This window comes from Acinetobacter sp. CIP 51.11, from assembly GCF_000369665.1.
GTDB lineage: Bacteria > Pseudomonadota > Gammaproteobacteria > Pseudomonadales > Moraxellaceae > Acinetobacter > Acinetobacter lwoffii_S.
Genome location: NZ_KB850129.1, coordinates 1,146,234 through 1,170,121, shown reverse-complemented (window position 1 = coordinate 1,170,121; position 23,888 = coordinate 1,146,234). Strand labels below are relative to the sequence as shown.

22 protein-coding genes and 1 pseudogene are annotated in these 23,888 nt (G+C 41.5%); 15 read left to right on the top strand and 8 right to left on the bottom strand.

Features of this window, described 5'->3' with window-relative positions:
* Positions 1–3 precede the first annotated feature (3 nt).
* The 6 genes from F894_RS09280 to F894_RS09260 all read left to right on the top strand — a co-directional run bounded on the left by F894_RS09280 (position 4) and on the right by F894_RS09260 (position 7,229).
* The gene (locus F894_RS09280) at positions 4–4,524 is read left to right on the top strand and encodes a translocation/assembly module TamB domain-containing protein (RefSeq protein WP_005247245.1); all 4,521 of its coding nucleotides are present in this window, start codon (positions 4–6) and stop codon (positions 4,522–4,524) included.
* A gap of 324 nt (positions 4,525–4,848) precedes the next feature.
* Positions 4,849–5,052, top strand: a complete 204-nt coding sequence (locus F894_RS09275; RefSeq protein WP_005247244.1) for a hypothetical protein — start codon at positions 4,849–4,851, stop codon at positions 5,050–5,052.
* A 308-nt stretch (positions 5,053–5,360) separates the two neighbouring features.
* On the top strand, positions 5,361–5,630 hold the full coding sequence (locus tag F894_RS09270; RefSeq protein ID WP_005247243.1) for a hypothetical protein: 270 nt from the start codon (positions 5,361–5,363) through the stop codon (positions 5,628–5,630).
* 157 nt (positions 5,631–5,787) lie between these two features.
* Positions 5,788–5,928 (top strand): hypothetical protein, encoded by a 141-nt coding sequence (locus tag F894_RS15170; protein WP_004645377.1) that lies wholly within the window; start codon positions 5,788–5,790, stop codon positions 5,926–5,928.
* 159 nt (positions 5,929–6,087) lie between these two features.
* On the top strand, positions 6,088–6,375 hold the full coding sequence (locus F894_RS09265; RefSeq protein ID WP_005103447.1) for a hypothetical protein: 288 nt from the start codon (positions 6,088–6,090) through the stop codon (positions 6,373–6,375).
* 653 nt (positions 6,376–7,028) lie between these two features.
* The gene (locus tag F894_RS09260; protein ID WP_005247241.1) at positions 7,029–7,229 is read left to right on the top strand and encodes a hypothetical protein; all 201 of its coding nucleotides are present in this window, start codon (positions 7,029–7,031) and stop codon (positions 7,227–7,229) included.
* Between the two features lie 229 nt (positions 7,230–7,458).
* Here F894_RS09260 and xseB read toward each other — a convergent pair whose 3' ends face one another.
* Together xseB and xseA are read right to left on the bottom strand one after the other, a co-directional pair.
* A complete protein-coding gene (gene xseB / locus F894_RS09255; RefSeq protein WP_005247239.1) occupies positions 7,459–7,653 on the bottom strand; it encodes an exodeoxyribonuclease VII small subunit in 195 nt (64 codons plus the stop codon).
* The gene (gene xseA / locus F894_RS09250; RefSeq protein ID WP_005247238.1) at positions 7,643–8,914 is read right to left on the bottom strand and encodes an exodeoxyribonuclease VII large subunit; all 1,272 of its coding nucleotides are present in this window, start codon (positions 8,912–8,914) and stop codon (positions 7,643–7,645) included. Before xseA ends, xseB begins: the two co-directional genes overlap by 11 nt.
* Positions 8,915–9,264: 350 nt before the next feature.
* Between xseA and F894_RS09245 the strand changes: the two genes are divergently transcribed.
* The 7 genes and pseudogenes from F894_RS09245 to gltS all read left to right on the top strand — a co-directional run bounded on the left by F894_RS09245 (position 9,265) and on the right by gltS (position 16,052).
* Positions 9,265–9,699: an I78 family peptidase inhibitor gene (locus tag F894_RS09245; RefSeq protein WP_005103443.1), complete on the top strand. Its 435-nt coding sequence runs from the start codon at positions 9,265–9,267 to the stop codon at positions 9,697–9,699.
* Positions 9,700–9,811: 112 nt separating this feature from the next.
* Positions 9,812–10,171: a hypothetical protein gene (locus tag F894_RS09240; protein WP_005103441.1), complete on the top strand. Its 360-nt coding sequence runs from the start codon at positions 9,812–9,814 to the stop codon at positions 10,169–10,171.
* A gap of 207 nt (positions 10,172–10,378) precedes the next feature.
* Positions 10,379–10,648, top strand: coding sequence for a hypothetical protein (locus F894_RS09235; RefSeq protein ID WP_005106642.1), 270 nt, complete (start codon positions 10,379–10,381; stop codon positions 10,646–10,648).
* Between the two features lie 297 nt (positions 10,649–10,945).
* The gene (locus F894_RS09230; protein WP_005106643.1) at positions 10,946–13,585 is read left to right on the top strand and encodes a bifunctional aconitate hydratase 2/2-methylisocitrate dehydratase; all 2,640 of its coding nucleotides are present in this window, start codon (positions 10,946–10,948) and stop codon (positions 13,583–13,585) included.
* Positions 13,586–13,744: 159 nt separating this feature from the next.
* Positions 13,745–14,395 (top strand): hypothetical protein, encoded by a 651-nt coding sequence (locus F894_RS09225; RefSeq protein WP_228128805.1) that lies wholly within the window; start codon positions 13,745–13,747, stop codon positions 14,393–14,395.
* An 88-nt stretch (positions 14,396–14,483) separates the two neighbouring features.
* A complete protein-coding gene (locus F894_RS09220) occupies positions 14,484–14,705 on the top strand; it encodes a hypothetical protein (RefSeq protein WP_005247236.1) in 222 nt (73 codons plus the stop codon).
* Positions 14,706–14,829: 124 nt separating this feature from the next.
* Positions 14,830–16,052: pseudogene (gene gltS / locus F894_RS09215) on the top strand (sodium/glutamate symporter).
* Between the two features lie 152 nt (positions 16,053–16,204).
* Here the strand turns inward: gltS and F894_RS09210 are convergent.
* A complete protein-coding gene (locus F894_RS09210; RefSeq protein WP_005247231.1) occupies positions 16,205–17,068 on the bottom strand; it encodes an alpha/beta hydrolase family protein in 864 nt (287 codons plus the stop codon).
* A gap of 117 nt (positions 17,069–17,185) precedes the next feature.
* Here F894_RS09210 and F894_RS09205 point away from each other — a divergent pair, with 117 nt between their 5' ends.
* Positions 17,186–17,644, top strand: a complete 459-nt coding sequence (locus tag F894_RS09205) for a hypothetical protein (RefSeq protein WP_005247230.1) — start codon at positions 17,186–17,188, stop codon at positions 17,642–17,644.
* 107 nt (positions 17,645–17,751) lie between these two features.
* Here the strand turns inward: F894_RS09205 and F894_RS09200 are convergent, their stop codons facing one another.
* Together F894_RS09200 and brnQ are read right to left on the bottom strand one after the other, a co-directional pair.
* Positions 17,752–17,970, bottom strand: coding sequence for a hypothetical protein (locus F894_RS09200; RefSeq protein ID WP_004645284.1), 219 nt, complete (start codon positions 17,968–17,970; stop codon positions 17,752–17,754).
* Between the two features lie 587 nt (positions 17,971–18,557).
* On the bottom strand, positions 18,558–19,844 hold the full coding sequence (brnQ, locus tag F894_RS09195; RefSeq protein WP_005247229.1) for a branched-chain amino acid transport system II carrier protein: 1,287 nt from the start codon (positions 19,842–19,844) through the stop codon (positions 18,558–18,560).
* A 350-nt stretch (positions 19,845–20,194) separates the two neighbouring features.
* Here brnQ and map point away from each other — a divergent pair, with 350 nt between their 5' ends.
* Positions 20,195–20,989 (top strand): type I methionyl aminopeptidase, encoded by a 795-nt coding sequence (gene map, locus F894_RS09190; protein ID WP_005247227.1) that lies wholly within the window; start codon positions 20,195–20,197, stop codon positions 20,987–20,989.
* 249 nt (positions 20,990–21,238) lie between these two features.
* On the opposite strand, the gene F894_RS09185 is transcribed toward map, so the two are convergent.
* From F894_RS09185 to F894_RS09175, 3 genes are all read right to left on the bottom strand, one after another.
* Positions 21,239–22,138 carry a LysR substrate-binding domain-containing protein gene (locus tag F894_RS09185; RefSeq protein WP_005247226.1) on the bottom strand — a complete coding sequence of 300 codons (900 nt, stop codon included), beginning with the start codon at positions 22,136–22,138 and terminating at the stop codon, positions 21,239–21,241.
* An 84-nt stretch (positions 22,139–22,222) separates the two neighbouring features.
* Positions 22,223–22,927 (bottom strand): SIR2 family NAD-dependent protein deacylase, encoded by a 705-nt coding sequence (locus F894_RS09180; RefSeq protein WP_005247225.1) that lies wholly within the window; start codon positions 22,925–22,927, stop codon positions 22,223–22,225.
* A gap of 19 nt (positions 22,928–22,946) precedes the next feature.
* Entirely contained in the window at positions 22,947–23,879 is a 933-nt protein-coding gene (locus tag F894_RS09175; protein WP_005247224.1) for an alpha/beta fold hydrolase, read from the bottom strand.
* Between the last annotated feature and the right edge of the window lie 9 nt (positions 23,880–23,888).

Below are 23,888 nucleotides of genomic sequence, written 5' to 3'. Positions count from 1 at the left end.
ATCATGGTCGAGAACCAACCACAGCCAGAACAAGAACCACAAGATAGCGTTGTGCCGAAAAAGCGCCGTATATTCAGAAGCATCCTATTGTCGGTGCTTTTTTCGCTGATTTTTCTGCTGTCTGTGTTGGCTCTACTGTTTTCGACCAATCAGGGCAGTAAATTTCTGCTGGATCAGGTGCTGGAACGTCAGCAAATTATTCAATATGAATATGAAGGCGGCAATTTATGGCGCGGAATTATTCTTAAAAATGTGCTGGTCAGCCTGAAACCAGTCGATGTCAAAATTGATCGTGCTGATGTCAAGCTGGGTTGGCGCGCGATTGTCAAAAAAGAAATTCATCTGACTGAAGCCGATGTCCTCAATCTGCAAATTATTAACAAGCGACCTTCAACGGGCGAACCGTTCAAGTTTAATGCTATCCGTTTGCCTTTTATCTTGCGCGTTGATCATCTATTACTCGATCATCTGGTGATTAAAACCCAGACCAATGCAGTCGATTTCTATAATATTGAACTAAATGAGGCACTCTGGTCTGGTACCGAATTAAATTTTGAAGATTCCCGTATGGACATGGGCTATCTGTCGGTACGTGAAGCCACGGGTAAAATGCAGTTTGAAGGCAAATATCCTCTAGATGCCACAGGCATCGTCAATCTGCCTTCTTTAAGAGACAGCTTGAATATTCATGATATTCAGGTGCGGGCACGCGGAACACTGGACACGATTCAGGCTGGCGTAGCGACCAATACACCCGATTTATTAACGGGTTGGGTTATCGTGCATCCGATGCGTCCTCAGGTACCGATGCGCGGCGAGTTGAAGTTCAAGAATTATCATTGGCCTATTCTGGCCGAACAGAAACTGTTTACCAAAGATGGCATTGCCGAGTTTAATGGCGATATCAAGCGTCTGGACCTGAACGTCCAGACTGACCTGATTGGGGAAAATATTCCGCAAGGCCAGTATAGTGCGGTGATGTATACCGATCTGGTCAATCAGCTGAATATTACCGATCTGAATGGTCAGTTAATGAAAGGTGCAGTTAGCCTTGCCGGGACAGTAGGCTGGAAAGACCGGGTTAGCTGGGATCTTGCTGGGCGTTTGAACGGGATTGATCCTAAACATGAGCGCATTCCGCAAGTCGTACAAGATTTCTTGCCGCCAAGTCTGGATGCGAATATTGCTTCTGCGGGTAACCTGGAAAATGGCTTGCACCTTACCGGACTGGTTGATTTTGATCGCTATGAAAGCTGGAATCTGAAGCTGGATCAAAACCCGGTCAAAGGCAATAAAGTACAACCAATGCTGCTGGATGTTGCCTGGAAAAATATTGATCGCGCCGTACCTTATGTGGGCTGGCTCAGCAGTCAGTCTGGCGATGTCAAATTGGCATTGGTCGAAGGCCGACAGAATATTCATGTGGCCACTAAAGTCGAGCAGCATGAAGAAGGACTTCTACCTGCAGGCATGTACCAAGCCAAGCTCAATCTGAACAAGAATATCCTGAATGTGCCGAGCTTTAATTACAGCGCCAATGCAGCAGGCAGCTTAAGCGGCAATGCACGGATTGAACTGCCACAGGAAAAACGTCAGTTAAAATGGACCGCGGTATTAAATGCCAAAAATTTGAATACTCAAAGTATTGCCGCAGCTTCACCGGTAGATCGTTTGAATGGCCAAGTTAAAGCCAATGGTTATGCGCAACCGAATCAGCAGATTATCAAACTGAATAGTGTCGACCTGACCGGACGACTGGCAGAGCAAAATGAAACCGTACGTCTGACCGGTAACAGTACCATTGCCTTGTTATTCCATAATGAAAAAGCGGGTGGCGGATTTAAAGGTTACGCGGTCAATTATGATGGTGCTTTAAATGCCAGCCAGCTTAAAGCCAGTCAGGGTATGCTGAAACTGCGCGTTTCAGGCACCCCGGAACTGTTGAAGATAAATGAATTGCGTCATGATGGTGTGGCTGGCAAGATTAATGCCAGCGGTCTGGTCAATCTGGCGAATGGCATTGGCTGGGATATCAATGCATCCTTAATCCGCTTTAAGCCGCAATATTTTAATGCCAAACTCAAAGGCGAATTGTCAGGCAATGTGCAAACCCAAGGCGTTTGGTCAGATACCCTAAAACGCATTCAGATTCAACGCTTGAATCTGGCCGGTATGCTGAATAACAAACCGGTACGTGGCACAGGTAATTTATCGGTCATCATTAACTCAAATCAGCGCGGTTTTGTACCACAGCAGTTTGAAGCCAATAACCTGTTCCTGTCTTATGCCAGCAACCAGATTCAGGCGACCGGTAATGCACAAAACCTCCAACTAAAAGTGAATGCGCCGGCCCTGTTTGAATTGTATCCGGGCTTAAGAGGTCGTGCGCAGGGCTATATCAATATGCAGGCGCAGCCACGATTGCAGGCTTCAGCTAATCTATCTATCGATAATTTTGCTTTTAAAAACCTGTTTAGCGTGCAGAAAGTTCGTGTTCGCGGACAGTTGCCAACATCGCAAAGCACACCAACCTTATTGACCGCGACAATGGATCGCCTGCGTAGCGGTTCACGCGAGATTGTACGCGGTGAGATATCACTGGCCGGTACCCGTGCTGCGCACATTCTCAAAGTGCAGGCAGAAAACCGCCTGTCAAAATTCTTTGTGCAGCTCGCCGGTGGCTTTAATGCCCAAAATAACTGGCTGGGTCAGATTCAAAAAGGTGATTTCGACTCTTTACGTGCTCGTCTGGTGCAGCGTCAAAATGCAGCAGTGATTTATAACAGTGCTCAATCGGATCTGTTTGTTGGTGCTCATTGCTGGATGAGTCAGCAAAGCCAGTTGTGTTTTGATCAGCCGATTCGGGTCAACAAAACCCGTGGCAGTGCCTCTTTTATTACTCAAAACCTTGATCTGGAAGACTTCAGTGCATTCCTGCCTGATGGATTGGCGTTAACAGGGAAAGTCAATGGTTATGCCAAGGCTGCCTGGGCGCAAGGCGCTAAACCTAAAATCGATGCACGTCTGGTGACGCGTAATGGTGTGGTGGGCTTATCTTCTGAGGATCCAGATTATTTGGGCTCTACACTCAAATATGATGAAGTCGGGTTGGTCGCAAAAAGTGTGGCAGATGGCTTGCAGCTTCGTCTGGATGTCAAAACACCAGATATCGGAACCGGCTATGCCAATGTCATCATTGATCCATATCGTGACAGTAAACCGATGCGTGGTGAAATAGCCTTTAACCAGGTACAGCTCAAGGTCTTTAAGCCATTTATTCAGGACATCCGTAATCTGGACGGGATTTTATCTTATGCCGGAAAAATTAGTGGAACTTTAACGGATCCTTTACTCGAAGGTGAGGTTCGGGTCAAAGATGCTTCGATCAGCATGATCTCCTTGCCGGTGAACTTGACCAATGTACAACTTTATTCATCCATACGTCAGAATTCTGCCAGCATCAATGGGGCATTCAACAGTGGTCGTGGTGTGGGTAAATTAACCGGTTCTGTGGACTGGAAAGGCGATCCGCGGGTGCAGTTAAAACTGCAAGGTGACAATCTGCTGATTCGTCAGGCCCCATTAATTACTGCTGTGGTGACACCTGATTTGACCCTGGACATGTATCCATTTAATAAAAAACTGAGTCTGAGTGGCACAGTCGATGTACCGCGGGCATTGATTTCAATGCCTGAAGCCTCAGAACCTGTAGTTGGTTTATCTTCAGATGTACGTGTCGTGCGTGAAGGTGATGATCAGCTGGCGATCTTGAAGTCTGCACGTCCTTGGGATATCCGGGCAGATGTCGCCGTTTCTTTAGGGAATCAGGTGATCTTTCAGGGCTTTGACAGTCGTATTCCACTCTTGGGTCGAGTCAATCTGTCACAGCGGGGGCTGGAAACCGCAATGCGTGCCAATGGTGCAATCGGGGTATCACAGCGGGTGAAAATCGAAGCCTATGGTCAAAGTCTGGACCTGAATCGTGCTATCGCACGTTTTAATGGTGAACTTACCAATCCGACACTGGACATTGATGCCAATAAATCGGTTCAGGGTAGTACAGTTGGAGTGCGCGTAACAGGGACTGCATCGAGTCCAAGTATTCAGATTTATAATGATGCAGGCCTGTCAGAACAGGAAGCCTTGAATGCCTTGATTACCGGCCGTGTCAATGAAGGTGTATCTGGTTTAAGCCAGGCTGAAGGATTTAGATCCGATGTGAATAATACGATCGCTGCTGCGGGGATTAGTCTGGGCTTGGGTGGCACCCGCGCACTGACCAACCAGATCGGGCGCAGTTTTGGCTTAACTGGTCTAGCTCTGGATGCCCAAGGTACAGGAGATGATACCCAGGTTTCTGTGACTGGTTATATTACGCCTGATTTATATCTTCGTTATGGAGTTGGAGTATTTACACCGGTGAATAAGCTGACTTTACGTTATCAGGTAAATCAGCGCCTGTATCTGGAAGCGAGTCAGTCTTTAGAGCGTGCGATTGACTTGTTCTATAATTGGCGATTCTAATCTCATTAAAAAAGCCCTAATTTTAGGGCTTTTTTAATTTGAGATAGCACACAAATTTTATTGGTCATACAGTAGATTGATTTATGGATCAGTAGAAGCGTTAATGTCTGAATTCAATCTCTCTATATATACGACAATGAAATCACGAGTAGAGAAAGAATTTAGGGTTAGCTTTTATGCTGAAGAAAGCTGCTCGTCGCATAAGTCAGCTATCACATATAGAAAATCAATTAAAACATGCAATAACAGACTGAAAATCAATAAACCCATAATAAAAATAGGTGTATATTGAAAATACGATTTCACGCATAAGAGCATCTTCGCATGTCAACTAAATTTATCATCCGTTTTGCTGCGATTTTATTTTCTGTACTCATTTTGACTGCATTAGCCATTCAATTTTTCTTTAAATCGGATGTAACCTTAGTTCTATGGATTTTCGCTGTACCTTTCATTTTGGGCATTCCAATTTTGGCTTCTGTTGTATTGACCACCAATGATGAACTTGATATTCATAGCGTTAATTAGGCTTGAACCTTAAACTGGCGCATTTAAAGCGCATCTAATCTTTGCTGATAGAGCAGCCGATATTTGCACTTTGTTCAATTAAACAGACTTTATTTTAGAACAATGCCAGCCAGTTAAGCATGCATTAGAAAATGTAGTAAAAATGAGTGTATGTTTACGCTCATTTTTTATCAGGTTACTTCAGAATTTGGATTTAACTCTCAAATCATCATGATTTACATAAACTCTAAGAAATAAGGGAATATTCTTATCATTATTCATTCAAAATAGGTCTTCATCATAAAACTCATCATTTTAGAGAAAACAGAATGCCTAAAAATAATTATCTACCAGCTCTAGAACAAGTTTATGACTTTTTAAAGGAACGACCAGGTTTTAAGGATAAAAGTGAATTTGATAAAGCGGTAGAATATTTTCGAACTCTACATGAAAGTGATCCTCTGGATTTTAGAGTTCAAGCACCGAATAATGTCGCTGGAAAATTTGGTGCTAAAGAGTCTATAAATTTAGGGTCTATGCCAGAATTCAGTAATAAGGAAAATTTCCTTAACTGGATAGATACGCAAATTAACCACTAGTTGAAAGACTTTAAGCAAACACATCATCCGGCAGGTTTTCATTTATTATTCATACATTCATTAACATGTAGTACAGAAAACAATCGAAACTGAGTTGGAAAACTACAAATTTGAATGATAACTTTGTATTCAAATCTTCCCAGTAAAGAGGTGAGCAATGAAGTTGTTGACTTTGGTTGGTATGGGAGTAGCAGCGAGTTATTGTTATAAAACTATGAAAAATGGCAAGCTTGCTCTTTCAAAACCTGACTTTGATGAAAGTGTAAAACGATTTGTACTGCAAGAATTTGCAGCTTAGTTCTTCACGATATATTTTCCAAAAAGGCTCATCGGATGATGGGCTTTTTTATTTTCTAAAAAATTATAATTTTAATATTCAGATTAAAAGCAGTTTAATTATAGCCACCATGTTATAAACCTACCTCTTGATCTATTTTAAATAATTAAATGAGAGCTAATGGATGATGAAGATGGAAATGAATGGTGCGAGCTTATATATTCTGAAGCCTTGAGAATATATAAACCAACAAAATACAACACAGTCAACAAACTGAGATTCTTTGCGCTGATTTTAGAATTATTCGCAGAAATGCAGCATGAGGATGTAATAATTCAAGTAAAGGCTGTGAATGTGAAGCTTAAATTGAGATCTAAAAATTACATTTTTTGGGTGTTTGAAATGCCTAATTTTCAGGATAAGACGTTATTTTTAACTTATATGTCTAGCAAATTAAGTCAGCTATAAGGTGTCGTTGAAGGTTAAAATCGTCAATTACTTCAACAAGTATAGTTATTTTTTATAAAACTATAGTTTTTTTATATGTTAATGGGGTATTTATATATTTTTACCAATAGCTTGCGTATTTTCTAGTCGTTGCTCACTTTGACAACATACCTGAGTCAGCGCAAAAGTGATAAAGGGGAAGGCCCATCGAAAGATGGGCTTTTTTAATATGTATAGCTTATTGAACGAAAAGTAACTTAAAGCAAATGTAAGAAAACAGTTTATTAATACTCTCTATACTTTATTGGTAAATTCACAGTGCTATATTCGTTTTGCGAAAACAAGAAAACGCAAATAATACGAAGAAAATGACTACAGTACTAGCCCGCTTATTTGAAAAAGTAAGTGGGCTTTTTAATTGAAAAATTAATGTAATATTATGCTAATGTATAAATTATAAGTTTATATATAATGCATGAATAGATTCTATCGCTGTAGTTTCTTTCCAATTTCAGCCTCCTTCCCTAAGGAGGCATTTTTTTATCTATGGAAAAGTAAAGTTCCAATTACTATTGTGTTTATTCAGTTACACAAATGATCATCGTTGACTATTGAATGAATCTTTCAAATATTTAAGCATGATATTTTATTGGTTAAATAAGTGATGGATCGCCATGATAAATGAAGAAAAGCCTTTAAACTTCGACAACGATAGTGAGCCTCAAGATTTCGAAGATGAAGAATTTATCGATGATAAGAAAGAGGATGAAATGTACAATGCTATTACCAAAGATGGTTCTAGTGTTGATCCTGCGGATGATGGGACGCGTCATATTCGCCCTGAAGACGGTGATCCGATAGAAATTGAAGAGTAATAAAAAGCCCAATTTAATATTGGGCTTTTTTATCGTCTGGTGGATGAGAATGAAAATACAATATTTCCCATTTAGAATTGAGCGGATTGATCAAAATCCCCATCTAGAAAATTTAAATAGTCATTGAAATGATTTTTTTCACTTAATAAAAAAGCCCTCATTCATGAGAGCTTTTATGTCAATTCAATCTAGCAAAATAGCCTAATAAGATATTTAAAATGGGGTGCAATTAATCGTTAAACGTCTCATTTAAAGCAGTTTGAACCGCTTCAACCCGGGCCTTGCAAGCTTTATAGGCAGTCATGGATTTTTCCACGATTTTCATCAAGTTATCAATATCCGGTTCTTGCTGAGATTCAAGCAGTTCCGCATTCTTTTTCAAGATGTCATAGCCTTGTTGGAAGCTCAAAGTATCATGATTCATAAGGAAGTACCTGTATAAGTTGTGCTGAAAAAATGCCGTCATGTAATTCGACTTCAACCAGATCGCTGGACTGAATCTGTTGAATAGAGGCAACCATATGTTCTTGCTGGCGCACGATGGCATAACCCTTGGATAAAACATGTTTAGGATTTTGTAGTAGCGTTTCCCGCATCAGGGCATCGAGCTGTTGATTGATGAGCAGGGTATGCTGTTGGGCCAGACTGGCAGTATTGGCCTTGATCTGTTGCAGACGTTGCAGCGCATCCATAATCTGGTTATTGGCCAGACTTTGAATCAGTTTCAAAAATTGATCATTCTGACTTTGATAAGCCTGAATCTGTTGCTGAGATAAACGCTGAATGCGCTGTAGATAATTCAGGACATCCTGGGTTAGTTCAAAGATATGATTGCGGATTCCTGCAATGACTTTACTCGGAGTATCAAAGGAGCGATGCGCAATCTCATCCAGAATGGTACGGTCTTTTTCATGTCCGATGCCGACCCAGACCGGCACCGAACGTTTAAAGAGCAGGGCAGCCAGATCATAATCATTCAAATAAGCCAGATCATTGACTGCGCCACCACCTCGTATAATCACAATCAGATCCGGTGCTGTATTATAAGTCTGTGCCCATTGTTTGAGCGCTTGCGCCAGATTTTGCATAATACTTTGCGGGGCAGTATTTCCCTGAAAAGTCGCACTGTAGTAAATAAACTCACACACCTGCGCACGCTGAAGTGCATCGGCATCTTTTTTAAAATCTCCCAGGCCTGCTGCATTTTCGGGAGCAATCACCAGAATCCGGTTCAGGTCAAAAGGACTGGGCAAGTTTCTATTGCGCTGAATCAGTCCTTCAGTCGTCAACCGCTCAACAATCTGCTGATAACGCCGGGCAATATCTCCTAAGGTATAGCCCGAATCAATCTCGACAATATTTAAAGAAAAGCCATATTGCGGATCAAAGTTGGCTTTGACTTTAATCAGCACTTTCAGATCACGACTCAGCTCAATCCCGCTTTCACGTTCAAACTGCGTGACAATTTTCTGGGCACTAAATTTCCAGATGGTTGCTCGGCAACTGGCAATCACCTGATCGCTATCGGCTTCTTTTTCTGCCAGCTCCAGATAATAATGGCTGGCTTTAATACTTAGATTACGAATTTCGGCTTTGACCCATACTGGTGTATCGAAAGTGAGTTTGACCACTTCCTGAACCGTAGCAAGATATTCCTTGAGGGAGAGTTGAGGATCGTCTGTCATGCCAATAGAAAGTTTAAAATTCAATCAAATATTAAATCAATCCAGCACAGATCACAAATCTAAAAGCGAAGTCATATTTGAATGATGTAATGACAATGTAATGCTATTAAAATGCATAATCACTTGGTTTAGGCGATTCGTCCGACATTTCCTTATTATGGAGAGGTTCTTCTCTTCTGTTTATCTTGTTCATTGAGAGAGTTTATAGCGTTGAAGTCCTTAATGCACAAAGGTCTTATTTCCATTCTTTAATGAAAAAGTACGGTTAAAAATGTACACAGACTTGTCTCTGGCAAGGACAAGGAAATATGCTAAATTGGTGAAGTATTATTGAAGAAGAATAGGCTCTCATGAAAAAAACAATGTTGTTCGGTTTGCTGGCTTTCGCTCTAAGCGCATGTACCACCACGCCGCAATCTGAGACGGAAGCTCCTAAAATAGGTTCAGCGAATCCTGCAAGCGCTTATTGTGTCAATCAGGGTGGCAAGCTTGAGATTCGTACTGAAAGCAATGGTCAGGTCGGATATTGCCATTTAAAGAATGGTCAGGTGGTCGAGGAGTGGGAATTACTGCACATGAATCAACCTAAATGTATTGCTGATCAGGCAGCGGCATTGGTGGGTCAGTCCAATTTGACTGAAGCGCAAATCAAGCAGAAAACCAAGGCACAAATTGTACGTATGGTTGAGCCGGGTCAAGCGGTGACGATGGATTATCGTGAAGAACGAGTGACTGTAACGGTGGATCCTACAAGCAAAAAGATTATCCAAGCTTCATGTGGTTAATTACACAAAATGAAAAAGCCCATTAGTGGGCTTTTTTAATTCCATACAACTCGCATTTTGAAATGACAAATCTTCCCCGATCTTTTATATTGCCCCTCGGAAGGAGAAATTCATGAAAAAGTTATTGGCTTTATCGTTTATGCTGGCGCTGGCCGGTTGTGCCGAGAAGAAACCCTTAACCCCTGAAGAGCAGTGGCAAGGTTATTGTCGAAGCGTCGGTAATGCGGCGCGTACCATTATGCTGGATCGTCAGAATGCGATTGAGAAAGAAAAAGCAATCGAGCATGCCAACAAGATCGATGATGAAACCACCAAAGGTTTTATCCTGAATATTATTGATGAAGTCTATGCGATTCCAGCCGAAGAGATTAAGGTAGATGTAAAAGCAGCCCGTGAAAAAGTCCGCGCTGAATTTACTGCAAAGTGTATTGCGACACCGCATGATGAATTACCAGATTACAAACCGTTCTAAGGAACGGTTTTTAAAATCTGCATAAAATTATTCAACTCATATTTCCAATTAAAGGTATTTAAATATACACATCTTCAAAAGACTGAATAATAAAATAGCCTAAGCAAAATGTACACTTTGTGACAATTTCTAAATCTAAAATATAGAAATACTTATCTTTATATTGAATAATGAATTTAACTCCAATTAACCAAGGAGTAGCACAATATGGAAGTCGTAAGATATTTGCATCATTCTGATCTACTGCTGGAAGATGAAGAAGGTGTGGTCATTATTGGCGGCAGTCGCTATGTACTCAGCGTTGGTGACAAAGTCGTTTTAAAGAAGATGCTAGAACAAGATAAAAAGCTTTATCAGATTGATATTTCCTTTGCCAGCAATAATCACAGTACAACCTGTGAAGATGAATGCGTGGTGAAATTCCAAGGCTGCCGAGACTCATATCAGCAGTATTTAAACTCGACCACTGTACACTAAGGTGGAGTATCTTTTTAACCTCAAATCAGGCAACATCAGGGTTGCCTTTTTTATGCATTAAATTCAGTTAAAAGGGCCTATTCATGGGCTTGTTTCGTGTGGTGTAAGCTGGAACTGATTATGGAATAATCATTAAGAGCATCATTTAGTTATAAAATAACGAGCATCACGAAGAAACACTTGAGTTGCATTAACTTTTAACTGGAAATTTAGTAAAATTTCGGAGTCCATATTATTTATGAAGCTTGGAATAAGCAGGAATTCATAAGTAATTTTTTAAAAAAGAGGAATAACACTGTGCTAGAAGCTTACCGCCAACACGTTGAAGAACGTGCCGCACTCGGAGTCCCACCGAAGCCACTTGACGATGCCCAAACAGCTGCATTAGTTGAACTACTAAAAAACCCGCCAGCTGGTGAAGAAGCATACTTGGTAGATTTGCTTGAAAACCGTGTACCAGCAGGTGTTGACCAAGCTGCATATGTAAAAGCTGCGTTCTTAGCTGCATTGGCAAAAGGTGAAGCAACCTCTCCACTCGTTTCTAAAGAACGTGCTGTTTACTTACTAGGTACTATGCTTGGTGGTTATAACGTAGCACCTTTAGTTGAACTTTTAGATAATGCTGAGCTTGCTGAACTTGCAGCTGAAGCATTGAAAAAAACGCTTCTTGTATTTGATGCATTCCATGACGTTGCTGATAAAGCAAAAGCTGGTAACGCAAATGCTCAAGCAGTGATGCAGTCTTGGGCTGACGCTGAATGGTTCACTAGCCGTAAAGACGTTCCTGAAGAAATCAAACTGACTGTTTTCAAAGTAACTGGCGAAACCAACACTGACGACTTGTCACCTGCACAAGACGCTTGGAGCCGTCCAGACATTCCATTGCACGCAAATGCAATGTTGAAAAACGTACGTGACGGGATCAATCCAGAAGTTCCTGGTGAAGTAGGTCCACTTAACCAAATCAAAGAATTGATCGCGAAAGGCAACCAGGTTGCTTACGTAGGTGACGTTGTTGGTACAGGTTCATCTCGTAAATCTGCAACTAACTCTGTACTTTGGTTCTTCGGTGACGACATTCCGCACATCCCGAACAAAAAAGACGGTGGTTACTGCCTAGGTTCTAAAATTGCTCCAATTTTCTTCAACACAATGGAAGATGCGGGTGCATTACCGATCGAGATCGATGTTGCTAACATGAACATGGGCGATGAAATCGTTCTTAAGATCGATCACGCTGCTGCTAAAGTAACTGCGTTCAAAGACGGCGCGCAAATCGCTGAAGCTGAACTTAAAACTCCAGTACTTCTTGACGAAGTTCGTGCTGGTGGTCGTATTAACCTGATCGTAGGTCGTGGTTTGACGACTAAGGCTCGTGAAGCTTTAGGTCTTCCAGTATCTACAATGTTCCGTACTCCGGTTCAGCCTGCTGCAACTGGTAAAGGTTTCACTCAAGCTCAGAAGATGGTTGGTCGCGCTTGTGGTCTTCCTGAAGGTCAAGGTGTACTTCCAGGTACTTACTGTGAACCTAAGATGACTACTGTTGGTTCGCAAGATACAACAGGTCCAATGACTCGTGACGAATTGAAAGACTTGGCTTGCCTAGGTTTCTCTGCTGACCTTGTTATGCAATCTTTCTGTCATACAGCTGCATATCCAAAACCAGTTGACGTTCAAATGCAACACTCGCTTCCTGATTTCATCATGAACCGTGGTGGTGTGTCTTTACGCCCAGGTGACGGTATTATTCACTCTTGGTTAAACCGTATGCTTCTTCCAGATACTGTTGGTACTGGTGGTGACTCGCATACTCGTTTCCCAATCGGTATTTCATTCCCGGCGGGTTCTGGTCTTGTAGCGTTTGCTGCAGCAACTGGTGTTATGCCACTTGATATGCCTGAATCTGTACTTGTGAAGTTCAAGGGTAAAATGCAGCCTGGTATCACGCTACGTGACCTTGTACATGCAATTCCTTACTACGCAATTAAGGAAGGTGACCTAACTGTAGAGAAGAAAGGTAAGAAAAATATCTTCTCTGGTCGTATCCTTGAGATCGACTTAACAGAAATGGAAACTGACCTGACTGTTGAGCAAGCATTCGAACTTTCTGATGCTTCTGCTGAACGTTCAGCTGCTGGTTGTTCTATCACGCTTTCTGAAGAGAAAGTTGCTGAATACCTTCGTTCAAACATCACTATGTTGAAGTGGATGATTTCTGAAGGTTATGGCGATGCGCGTACTATGGCTCGTCGTGTTGAGAACATGGAAAAATGGTTGGCTAACCCAAGCCTGATCAAAGCAGATGCTGATGCTGAATACACCAAAGTGTATGAAATCGATCTTGCAGATATCAAAGAACCTATTCTTTGCTGCCCGAACGATCCAGATGATGCAAAACTTCTTTCTGATGTTCAAGGCGCGAAAATTGACGAAGTATTCGTTGGTTCTTGTATGACTAACATCGGTCACTTCCGTGCGACTGGTAAATTGTTAGAGAAAGTTCCAGGTGGTGCATTGTCAACTCGTTTGTGGATTGCTCCACCTACGCGTATGGACGAACATCAGTTGATGGAAGAAGGTTTCTATAACATTTATGGTAAAGCTGGCGCGCGTACTGAAATGCCAGGTTGTTCATTGTGTATGGGTAACCAGGCACGTGTAGCTCCGAACACGACTTGTGTATCGACTTCTACGCGTAACTTCCCGAACCGTTTAGGTCAAGGTGCTAACGTTTACCTGGCTTCTGCTGAACTTGCTTCTGTTGCTGCTGTATTGGGTAAATTACCTTCTCCAGAAGAATACCAACAGTATGCAGCTCAAATTGACAGCATGTCAGCTGACATCTATCAATACTTAAGCTTCGACAAGATGAGCGAATATACTAACGCTGCTAAAGACGTTGATACTAAGAAAATTGCTGCTGCTCAGTTAACTTAATGAGCTAGGACTAAGAAAAGCCGAAAGGCTTTTCCCTAGCGCAAGAGCAAATCTATGATTTGCTTTGTTAATTAAGCAATAAGCGGTATAAGATAAGGGCTGAGTAATCAGCCCTTATTTTTTTATATGAATAATCAGACTTGCTATATGTGTGATAATTTGGCGACAACAAAAGAACACGTGCCACCAAAATGCTTATTTCCAGAAAAGAAGGACTTAAAAGATATTAGCCTAGATTTAAGGAAAGCCCTAATCAAGGTACCTTCATGCGTGGATCATAATTGTAAGAAGTCAGGTGATGATGAATATCTGTTTAATGTTTTGTCAATGACGATTCAAACGGGTAAATATGGACTTTTAAATTTTGAAAGTAAGGTAATGCGTTCTTGGACCAGAAAGGATCGAATTTCTAAACTGAAAGAAAAATTACTATCGACAGCTAGAACAGTAAAAATAAAAGATCCAGAGTCAGAAGATATTTTTGAGGCTTTAGAGTTAACAATAGATAGAGATAGATTAAAAGAAGTTTTAAAATGTTGTGCTCTAGGACTTTATTATTATGAATTTGGAAAGAAATATAAGGGGTCAATACACTCAACTCCTCTATTCTCACCAATCCTTGATAAAAATTGGATAGAACAACAAAGTCAAATGGAGGATTATTATTCTAATAAATTTAAGAATATTAAAAGAAAGGGCGATAATCCTGAGATTTTCCAATATGCATTTTATCAAGACACTTTTAATAATATGCTGGTAGTACAAATGTGGTTTTATGAAGAATGTAAAGTAATATCATTTTTCAGATAGTCATATATTAAAAAACTTCTGTAAATTACACATTTATTAAATATATTATTTAATTCAAACATTAAAAATTATTGAAAGTTGACGTAAAATGCCCAAACAATCCCGATTCCTCTGTATTGGTGGTTTCCTCAACGGAACGCAGGTCAAAGACCAAGGTGACAGCTTTGTCTGCGTCGAAAAGTCTAAAAATGTGACTTACTATAAAAAAGAAATTTTCCATCCAGATGCTTGGAATCATGATTATTACGTCTGTGAAAGCACCACAGATCAGCAAGCACGCAACTGGGTTTATGATATTCCATCCCGTTAATTGCATCTATTCAGGCTATAAATTAAACAATTATTAGAAACAATAACTTGCATTACATTTCTGTGGTTGATTTTTCGCCCATGTTTCCTAAAACTGTATGAAAATAAAGCCAATAGGGAATGTTATGACTTATGAAATAGATGCCTTTGGCACTCTAGTAATTGCTGTTTTTTTCTTTTTATTGGGCGGTATCTTGTTAGTAAAATTAGCTTCTTTAGGAACTATAACTTACCTGAACCTGTAATCGGTGGTTTAGTCGCAGCGATTACGGCCTTTATTCTCTATAAATTGTTTAATATCAGTGCCACATTTGACGCACAAATTCAAACTATCCTAATGCTGATGTTCTTTACTTCTGTTGGCTTAAGTGCAGACTTTTTGAAACTGAAAGAAGGTGGAAAATCGCTCCTGACCTTCTTGGTCTGTGTCATTTTATTTGTAGTCGTGCAAAATGCGGTTGGTATGAGTTTAGCTACAGCGCTTGGACTTGACCCATTGATCGGGTTGATTGTTGGTTCTGTCACATTAACGGGTGGCCATGGTACCGCCGGTGCCTGGGGCGAGGTTCTGGAAACTCAATATGCGATCCAGGGAGCAGTTGTCCTTGGTATGGCAAGTGCTACCTTTGGCTTGATTATTGGTGGACTTGTGGGCGGTCCAGTTGCCAAGTTCCTGATTAAACGCAACCAACTGGCTGAAACATTAGCGCAAGAGACCAATGAACAGCAGCTCGAATCGCACATTAACACCGCACCCTTTGAGTATCCAAAGAAAACCCGATTAATTACATCCAGTAATGCCGTGTCGACTTTGGGGATGTTTGCCCTGTGTGTTTTTGTCGCCAATCAGATGACAGACTTCAGTCAGGGAAGATGGTTTGAATTGCCCACTTTTGTATGGGCTTTAAGCACAGGTGTGATTGTGCGTAATGTCTTGGAGCATGTGCTAAAAGTCGATATCTTCGATCGTGCAATCGATGTATTTGGCAATGCGTCTTTATCCCTGTATTTATCTATGGCTTTACTATCACTGCAACTCTGGTTACTGGCCGATTTGGCAGGTTCGCTCATTACCATTTTGTTGGCGCAGACAGCGGTATTGATTTTATTTACCGCAATTGTGACCTTTAGAATTATGGGCAAAAATTACGATGCAGCAGTATTAGTAGCAGGGCATTGTGGTTTTGGTATGGGGGCAACACCGACAGCGATTGCCAATATTCAGGCGGTGACCAATAGCTATGGTCCATCACATAAAGCTTTTTTAATTGTACCGCTGTGTGGTGCATTTTTTATTGATATTGTGAATGCTGTGGTGATCCAAAGCATCATTGCATTTTTCGGCTAAATGTTAATACGTTTTTAAAATCATACATGCAATAAAAAGCCCCATGGTTAGGGGCTAGTCGTATATAGGTCAAGCCCATATACTGTAAGAGGCTCATCTCAAACTAAGCGTATTAGAACACAGCAACCTGCAAATAACCATCTAAATATTATTTAAACTGCTAGTTGTTGCTCAATCAATGGCCATAAGTTTTGATGAGATTTTTTAAACATCAGCATATGACCAATGGTTTTATACGTATAATTTTTAGGTTTGAGTTCAATCATCTGAGTTTTTGCGTTCGGATACAAACGCAGTAAATCTTTCACGTTGGCTTCAGTGGCAATTTCATCATCCGATGACCAGATCGAGGTAATCGGGCAGGTGATTTGAGCATGAAAATCTGCTTTAGGCGATACAAGTTTACCGATCGCATTCATCACATAGCCCGGTTTACTACAAAACAGTGCCCATTCTCGTGCCACATCTTTAGGCAGGTTTTCACCCATACCAATCGCTTGAGTCGGGCCATAGCCTTTGGTGATTCGGGCAAGTGGGAAAATGACATTAAACATGACCGGTGCAAGCAGTCTGGTTTTACCTTTAAGTCCTTTGATATGTCCGGTTGAGCAAGACACGGCCACGACCTTTGCGACTTTATGATGATTTGGCACGATGCCTAAAAGCTGACCACCAGCACTATGTCCAAGTAAAGTCACTTTTCCTGTACTGGTACGCGTTAATAAAGCATCTATCGCTGCCGGAATATCCAGTTGACCCCATTGCACAATACTGGCTTTTGAATTTTTCAACGGACCGTGCAGTGAATCACCAATCCCCCGAAAATCAAAGACCATAACGGCATAGCCTTGAGCTTGTAACCAGACACAAAACTGATGATAAAACTGTTTGGTAATGCCAGTTGCCGGGCAAACTAATACCGGAAGTTTTTTAGATTCAGAAATAGCCGTATAAAAACGTGCACTTAAGCGATAGCCATCCTGACACTGGAGAGTCAATGTTTCAAATTCAGACATACGTTACACTATATTTTTAGAATCCTGATGAAGCTTTTACTGTATAGATTTTTAGCAGGGTGGATTGGGGAAAACATGACTTAAAAGTCAGTAAAATAATAGAGATGGAATAAACTTATGCAGCTAATAGAACTTGAGCTGGCCGTTAAAACTGCCATTATTTTTAGTGGGATATTCTTGTGGATCGGGATGTTTACCGGCGTCTGGAAATACTGGCAGATCCGTCAATCGCCTCAGTCACGTGCACATTATTATGTCGATATTGCTCATCGCAGCAGCCTGCTTTATGCACCTGCAACTTTAATTCTGGCAGTGCTGGCCTATTGTTCAGTGTTGCCGAGTATGGTGAATCTGATTTGCGTACTGATCAATATTCTGTTTTTCAGCTTCTCGATTGCCGCTTATATGTTGCATGGTTTCCTCCAAGACACAACGAATCAGTTTAAACAGCCGCATCAACTGGGTAAATTTCATTTGCCTGGAAGTTTGATGACTTTGGCAATGCTGGGTTTAATTGTTGCAGAATTGGGCGGGACAGGGATTTTGCTCTATGGGGCATTTATCGGATTATTTTAATGTTTTTTTATATCTGAAATGATGTGGGAATGATTGAAAGTTAAAACACTTTTTTCACCAGATGGATGACTGGCCAAATCATCCATCTGGGCTAATTTAAAATTTGATTATCGGTATTTCTGGTCTATGGCAGCCCATAGGAAAAATGCAGCTGAGACAATCAGTGCATAGCCAAAGTATTCAAGTTTTAAATTACCTTGAATTAAGCAATGGACGGTTAAAGTCAGCATGAGTGCAAAAGTGGTGCATATAAATGTCACCAGATTGGTGTTGTTGGCTTTAAGAGCGTCAATGAAGACTTGCTTGTTGAAATGTAATGATAACATCTCCATCCCTCCCATTTATTTATGTTATTGAAGATTAAAGCAGATTTAATCAGTCAGAATTGAATATATAGTTGTACTGTTTAATTTGGACCTTTGCAACTGCTGTGGCAGGCTTTTACAGTCAAAATGGCCATCTTTAGTCGTATAACTACATAATCACTTGATTAGGCAAGAATTATATTTTCAGGTTTCACCTCCAGCTAATTTTGGAAATAAGATGTAGTTATCATTTAATTAATGCGACCAGATAGAAAATGCAAATTCTACGCCAAAGATATGTAGTGTTAATCAATACTTTGTAAGCCTGTGTATGACTCGGAGGGGGACTTGGTTTAAGTTGGCAACAATAAGTATCTAAAATCAGGAAATTAAAAGTTCTGTTTATATTTATATAAAAAATAAAATAATTAAAGTGCAATTCTATACATCATATTTTATAGAAAATCTTAGTATCAAGATTTACAGTGGTGATTTGATGTCATTATTAAGAAACAATAAATGTCCGTTTGGGTAAAACCTGACAATTATTGATCACGCTCAAACCGGATTTTGGGTAAAAATACGATTTTTCAGACATCCTAGAAATTTTAGTTTCTAATACGGTCAATCACAGCTGTAATCAGCAATACAATCATGGATGGAATAAACCAGGCCAGATTCTGTTCTGATAGAGGTAAATTTTGCAGTAATGCAGCCAATTCAAAACCAGCAACTTTTAATCCGTCAAAAATACCAAAGATCAAGGCTACCAGGGTCACTGGCGCAATCACATGAGATGGTTTCTTGAAGAAGCTCGCACAGAAGCTCAGCATAATGACGCTAATTGCAGGCGGATAAATCGCGCTTAAGACTGGAACCGAAACAGCAATCAGTTTGGTTAAACCTAGGTTTGAAATCACCAGTGAGAAGCCCACCAGAATAAAGACAAAGATCTTGTATGGAATCTTGGTCAAGCTGGAGAAATACTCAGCGCAGGCACAGGTCAGACCAATTGCAGTGACCATACAGGCAATAAAAATCATGCCAGACAGGAAGTAAGCGCCCATATCGCCAAAAGCATGTTGTACATATGCATGCAGGATAATGGCACCGTTGGCTGCATTTGGTGCAATCTCATGGCTACCCAGTCCAAGTTTAAACAGACTTAAATACACCAGAGTTAAACCAATACCAGAAATAATGCCGGCATTAACCGCATATTTGGTAATCAGTTTTTTATCCGTTACACCACGTGAAGTAATGGCTTTGACAATCACAATACCGAAAACTAAAGCGCCCAAAGTATCCATGGTTAAATAACCATTTACGAAGCCTTCAGTCACTGGACTGGTAACGTAATTATCGATCGCTGCAGGCGGATTGCTGGCAGGGATCATCACGGCTGCTACACCCAAAATTATCAAAGAAATAATTTTAAGTGGTGACAGGAAATAGCCGACGGTATCCAGAATCTTGTTTGGATATAAAGATACGATGGTCACCACAGCAAAATAGATGATGCTGTAAATGAGCAGGCTGCCAGATTCATTGCCAAAGTAAGATGAAAAACCGATTTCATAAGAAACGGTTGCGGTACGCGGCGTCGCAAATAAAGGGCCAACAGCTAAGTAACAGATTACAGTCAGCAAGATGCTGGCTGCTTTGCCAAGAGGCGAGCTTAGTGCCTGAATGGAACCTTCAACGCGAGACAACGCAATAATGGTAATCACGGGTAAGCCGACTGCTGTAATAAGGAAACCTAAAGCAGCGAGCCATACGTGTTCACCGGCTTGTTGAGCCACAATCGGTGGGAAGATAATGTTGCCCGCACCAATAAATAGTGCAAAGGTCATAAAACCTAGGGCGACAATATCCCGGGTACGCAGACTTGTCATAAAGGGAGATCAATAGAACAAAAGAAAGCGATTTTAGTGTATATGTCCAATTTTTTGGAGTTTATTTTAAGGCTGGAAGCCTTGATTCTAGTGAGTTTGCGGATCACATAACCGGTCATTCAAATCTTGGTAGAAATATATGTTTGATAATTCGCTGAAAAATATATTTTTCCTTACAAGCTCAAAAAATATCTGCACTTGATATCAAAATATGTCAGTTATTGTTTGTACAAATAAGCAGCAGTGAAAAGTCCTATTTCAAGGAAAATTGCTGTGCCGAAACTCAACAACTGCGACATATTTCGCAAAAAAGGGATTATAATTCAGGGATTCATAGTGAGGATAGGTATATGCGAGCTCCAGCGATAAGTCTTAAAACTGAGCAAGATGTTGAAAAACTGCGGATATCTGGGCGTTTGGCTGCAGAAGTTTTAGCGATGATCGGGGAGCATGTCAAGCCAGGTGTCACGACTGAATATCTGGATGATCTCTGTCATGATTTTATTGTAAATACCTTAAAAGTGACGCCCGCCAATATTGGCTATTATGGCTATACCAAAACCACCTGTATTTCACCGAATGAAGTGGTTTGTCACGGCATTCCATCATCGAAAGTCGTTCTGCAGGATGGCGATATTATCAATATTGATGTTGCCATTATTAAAGACGGTTATTTTGGTGATACAAGCCGGATGTACTATGTTGGAACTCCTTCTCCAGAAGCCAAGCGACTGGTCAATACCACCTATGAAGCCATGGTGGCCGGGATTCATGCGGTGAAGCCGGGCACGACTCTAGGTGATATCGGCTATGCGATTCAAACGGTCGCACAGCGTGAAGGCTATTCCATCGTGCGCGAATATTGCGGTCACGGCATCGGTAAGGTCTATCACGAGCAGCCAAACATTCTGCATTACGGTCAGCCAGGTCAGGGCATTAAACTGGTTCCAGGCATGGTGTTTACCATTGAGCCGATGGTGAATATGGGAAAAGCCCGCGTCAAAGAGCTGAAAGATGGCTGGACTGTAGTCACCACGGATAAATCCTGGTCGGCGCAATGGGAACATATGGTCTATGTCACCGAAACCGGGTTTGAAGTCTTGTCGCCTTGGCCTGAAGGCACAGGTGAGTATCCGGAAATTTAAAATATTGATTGAATGATCTTTATTCAGATAATCCACTTACATAAATTACAACTCACTCGTTCTTGCTGACGAAAACATACAAAACACTACATTAAACAGTGGTTTAGGATTTTATATCTGATTAAACTAAGAGTCAGATACATAGGTTCCCTTTTTTTCGCTCACTATGCTGTAGTGAAAGTTTCTCTAGCTCATTTTTCCCCAAGAATGAGCTATTTTTTTATCCAGTTTTCTTCAAAAGCATATTACTTAGCGCTGATTTAATTCAGCAACCAGATAATCAATAAAGACCCGGACTGCGGGCAATAGGCCACGACGAGAAGGATAAACCACATGGAAAATACCATGCGGTGCTTTCCAGTCGGGAAGTACCCCAACCAGTTCACCACTTGCCACGTACTGCTCGACCACATTATCTGGTAACAAAGTGATGCCTGAGCCTGATGCGGCCAGTTGTGCCAGCATATTTAGGTCAGACCCCATAACCGTTGGACTGACACGGATTTTTTTCTGTTCCTGCTGTTCATTTTGCAGGGTTAGAAACTGTTCGGTATGGTCTTCGGCCATACTCAGGATTTTATGTTCAGCCAGTTGCTCAGGGGTTTTCAGTTCACCAAATTCATTTAAATAACCCTGACTGGCGAATAGATGCTGCTCAATTTTTTCAAACTGGCGGATCACCAGATTCGGATCATCATCCAGGCTGGAACGGACACGTAAGGCCAGATCAAAGCCTTCATTGATAATATCGACCCGTCGATTGGTGATCATCATCTGGACTTTAATTTCAGGATATTTTTTCAGGAAATTTGGCAGAATTTTTGCCAGTTCATTCTGGGCAATAGAGACTGGCAGACTGACTTTAATGGTTCCACGCGGTTCGGTACTCAGATGATCCACCAAATCATGCGCTGCCTGTGCAGCACTCAGCATCACCTGTGCATGCCGATAAATATTCATGCCGATATCGGTCACGGCAAAATGACGCGAACTGCGCTGAATCAGACGTACACCCAGACGCTCTTCCAGATTAAACACCCGGCGGCTGAGTTTGGATTTGGGAATATCGGTCGCACGTTCGGCTGCACTAAAGCCGCCATGTTCCACCACCTGAGCGAAACAGTAAAAGTCATCCAGATCAGACAGCATGGTTTAATTCCATTCTTGCAACGATAAGCTGATTAAAAATTGATTGTTGCATACTGTCAATCAGAGAATGCAGCGCATAAAGATTTAATTCCCGGATTTCAGTAAGCCTAGCAGTGTTTGCATGCCATCGGTCGCGTTTTGGGGGATTTTGTAAAACTGCCCAGGCAAATGCTGCTGCTCGGCTTTCGGGTCGATGTAATAGGCCTGACAGCTCGTAGGAATCTCATGAATTAATCCGGCAACCGGATAAACCTGCAGGCTGGTACCAATGACCACAAAAATATCGGCATCCTGTACACAGTCTTGAGCTTCTTCATACGCGGGCACGGCTTCGCCAAACCAGACCACATGAGGACGCAGCGGATAGCCTGCCTTGCAAAAGTGTTGATTTAAATCTAATTCAGAACCTTCAATTGGATAAAACTCGGTTGTGCTTTGTGCATCGGGGCCTGAGCTTTTGGCCAGGCGAATATTGCCATGTAAATGGATCACCTTGGAGCTGCCGGCACGTTCATGCAAGTCATCAATATTCTGGGTGATTACATGCACATCAAAGTTATCTTCAAGATTGGCGATCAGCTGATGGGCTGCATTTGGCTGTGCTTCCAGAATGTTTTTACGGCGGGCATTATAAAAGCGTTGTACCAGTTGTGGGTTTTTGGCCCAGGCTTCGGGTGTGGCGACTTCTTCTATACGATGCTGTTCCCAAAGTCCATCACTGTCACGAAAAGTATTAATGCCACTTTCGGCGCTCATGCCTGCACCGGAAAAGACCACCAGCTTTTTCATTATTCTGTCTCCTGAATCTTTAGGTAGCTGAACCGCTAGATTGCGAATTTTCTTTCAAGAAGATGCCAAGTTCTCGGGAAAATTTTAGCGGTTCAGTCAGTAAAGGCGTATGGCCAGACTTGCTGAAAATTATCTGTTTGGCATGAGGCAGGCTTTCTGCAATCAGGCGCTGACCTTCAAAAGGATACAACTTGGATTGTACACCGCTAAAGAAGGTCACCGGACAGCTAAGCTGAGCTAGAGCCTCGCGGTAATCTTCACGATGATATAAATAATTATTGATATACCACGCCATATAATCCACCCGGCTGGAAGGTAATAACAGGCTTTGCAGGCGAGGTTGATTTAGGATAAATGCGAAAGCTTTCAGACTATATTTTTGTTCATTTTGTAGCTGAATAAACTTTAGCCATAGGGCAGCGATTTGTTTACGTACCGAAATGTCGAGATCGCGGATCAATTCAACTTGCTGGTATTGTGCAAGTAGGGCAGAGAGCTGCTGCAGGATGTCGATAAATTCCTGATGACGTGGACCAAAAAGTCCAAAAGCCCAAGCATCATCGACCGGAATTTTAGGTGTTTGATCGATATGTAAATAAGCAGAAATCTGACTGGAAAAGTTGCCATAATGTATGCCGTGCATTGCTGTGGTTGCGCCCATAGAGTAAGCAAGCACAATGAATTTATCTAAATTGAGCTGTTGAATTACCGACTGAATATCCAACCAGTGACTGGAAATTGCATCAAGATCTTGCGGAATTTTACAGCGACTGGAAGCCCCAAAGCCGCGCCATTCCGGAATAATGAAACGGAAATTTTTCTGATGCGCATAGAGAAAAGCTTTCCATTGCCAGCTCAGCATGCCGAGTCCTGAGAGTACCAGTACCGGCTGTCCCTGACCGTATTCGAGTACAAATAGCTGTTCACCATCGGGCATGCGATAAAAGGGCATGTGTGTCTC

Coding starts and splice junctions, on each gene's coding strand:
- F894_RS09260 (WP_005247241.1), top strand. CDS start 7,029: ATGATAAATGAAGAAAAGCCTTTAAACTTCGACAACGATAGTGAGCCT.
- F894_RS09245 (WP_005103443.1), top strand. CDS start 9,265: ATGAAAAAAACAATGTTGTTCGGTTTGCTGGCTTTCGCTCTAAGCGCA.
- F894_RS09185 (WP_005247226.1), bottom strand. CDS start 22,138: ATGCTGTCTGATCTGGATGACTTTTACTGTTTCGCTCAGGTGGTGGAA.
- F894_RS09235 (WP_005106642.1), top strand. CDS start 10,379: ATGGAAGTCGTAAGATATTTGCATCATTCTGATCTACTGCTGGAAGAT.
- F894_RS09200 (WP_004645284.1), bottom strand. CDS start 17,970: ATGTTATCATTACATTTCAACAAGCAAGTCTTCATTGACGCTCTTAAA.
- F894_RS09220 (WP_005247236.1), top strand. CDS start 14,484: ATGCCCAAACAATCCCGATTCCTCTGTATTGGTGGTTTCCTCAACGGA.
- map (WP_005247227.1), top strand. CDS start 20,195: ATGCGAGCTCCAGCGATAAGTCTTAAAACTGAGCAAGATGTTGAAAAA.
- F894_RS09205 (WP_005247230.1), top strand. CDS start 17,186: ATGCAGCTAATAGAACTTGAGCTGGCCGTTAAAACTGCCATTATTTTT.
- brnQ (WP_005247229.1), bottom strand. CDS start 19,844: ATGACAAGTCTGCGTACCCGGGATATTGTCGCCCTAGGTTTTATGACC.
- F894_RS09240 (WP_005103441.1), top strand. CDS start 9,812: ATGAAAAAGTTATTGGCTTTATCGTTTATGCTGGCGCTGGCCGGTTGT.
- F894_RS09265 (WP_005103447.1), top strand. CDS start 6,088: ATGGATGATGAAGATGGAAATGAATGGTGCGAGCTTATATATTCTGAA.
- F894_RS15170 (WP_004645377.1), top strand. CDS start 5,788: ATGAAGTTGTTGACTTTGGTTGGTATGGGAGTAGCAGCGAGTTATTGT.
- F894_RS09270 (WP_005247243.1), top strand. CDS start 5,361: ATGCCTAAAAATAATTATCTACCAGCTCTAGAACAAGTTTATGACTTT.
- F894_RS09180 (WP_005247225.1), bottom strand. CDS start 22,927: ATGAAAAAGCTGGTGGTCTTTTCCGGTGCAGGCATGAGCGCCGAAAGT.
- xseB (WP_005247239.1), bottom strand. CDS start 7,653: ATGAATCATGATACTTTGAGCTTCCAACAAGGCTATGACATCTTGAAA.
- F894_RS09280 (WP_005247245.1), top strand. CDS start 4: ATGGTCGAGAACCAACCACAGCCAGAACAAGAACCACAAGATAGCGTT.
- F894_RS09210 (WP_005247231.1), bottom strand. CDS start 17,068: ATGTCTGAATTTGAAACATTGACTCTCCAGTGTCAGGATGGCTATCGC.
- F894_RS09275 (WP_005247244.1), top strand. CDS start 4,849: ATGTCAACTAAATTTATCATCCGTTTTGCTGCGATTTTATTTTCTGTA.
- F894_RS09175 (WP_005247224.1), bottom strand. CDS start 23,879: ATGCCCTTTTATCGCATGCCCGATGGTGAACAGCTATTTGTACTCGAA.
- xseA (WP_005247238.1), bottom strand. CDS start 8,914: ATGACAGACGATCCTCAACTCTCCCTCAAGGAATATCTTGCTACGGTT.